We start from the raw sequence: 1,041 nt of genomic DNA, 5'->3' as shown, positions 1-1,041 counted from the left end.
TTCGAGAGAATTTTTAAAATTTTGAGTGAATGTGTTGGCGAGGCAAAGGTGCAAAACGCGAAAGAGGTTTTAAAAAGCCTTTAAAGGTCAAATTTAAGGGGAATTTGTAAATTTATATCACGGAGTTGATTTGGTTTAGGCACCGGCATGGCGGCACAAGGCTGGCTGGATGAGGCGGTCAAATTTTGGCAAGAACAGATGAGATAAAAGAAAGGAAAATAAAATGAAAGAACTAAGTAAAATAATGGCTACAGCACTTGTTATGTGTTCATTCGCGGCGAACCAAAGCGCAGCGGAAAATATCAAATTTGAGCCGCAAAAGACGCTCGTAGTCTATTTCTCCGCAGGCGGCAATACGGCCAGAGCGGCAAATTTAATAGCACAAAATTTAGGTGCCGAGATAGTCGAGCTAAAGCCCGTGCAGCCCTACACGAACGCGGATCTAAACTACAACGATCCAAAAAGTCGCGTTAGCCGCGAGCATGATGATACGTCGCTTAGGAAAGTGTCTTTAGCTAACGCCAAAATCGAAGGCTGGGAGAACTACGATGTCGTTTTCGTAGGTTATCCGATCTGGTGGTATGATGCGGCGTGGCCGATCTTTGAGTTTATAAAGAACAACGATTTTAGCGGTAAAAAGGTGATCCCGTTTTGTACCGTCTATAGCTCGGGGCTCGGAAATAGCGATAAAAATTTAGCCCAAATGGCCGGAAGCGGCGAGTGGCTAGCGGGGAAGTGCTTCGGCGAGAGAGCAAGCGAAAAAGAGATAAAAGAGTGGCTTACGAAATTTTAGGCGACTTTTGCACTTTGACTTTAAATTTGTGATTAAATTTAAAGCGAGCATAATGAAAGATAAAAATAAACGCTAAATTCTTAAAATTTTGAGTTTAGCGGCGATGGCGTGGGCATTAAATTTAAGCGCGCAAGAGAGCATTGCAAAAAATATAAACAAAGGAGAAAAGATGCAGGAAAAGCAAGTTTTGGTTAAAAAGGAAAATCTCGCCGTTTATGATAAGGCGAACGATAAAATTTTTGCAGGCG

1 protein-coding gene is annotated in these 1,041 nt (G+C 42.3%); it reads left to right on the top strand.

The window, feature by feature from the left end; translation table 11 throughout:
* Positions 1-223: 223 nt before the first annotated feature.
* Entirely contained in the window at positions 224-793 is a 570-nt protein-coding gene (locus tag Q0257_RS09215; protein ID WP_298024308.1) for a flavodoxin, read from the top strand.
* The last annotated feature ends 248 nt before the right edge of the window (positions 794-1,041 follow it).

Source organism: uncultured Campylobacter sp. (assembly GCF_938018035.1).
Taxonomy (GTDB): Bacteria; Campylobacterota; Campylobacteria; order Campylobacterales; family Campylobacteraceae; genus Campylobacter_B.
This window is presented reverse-complemented; position numbering and strand designations above follow the sequence as displayed.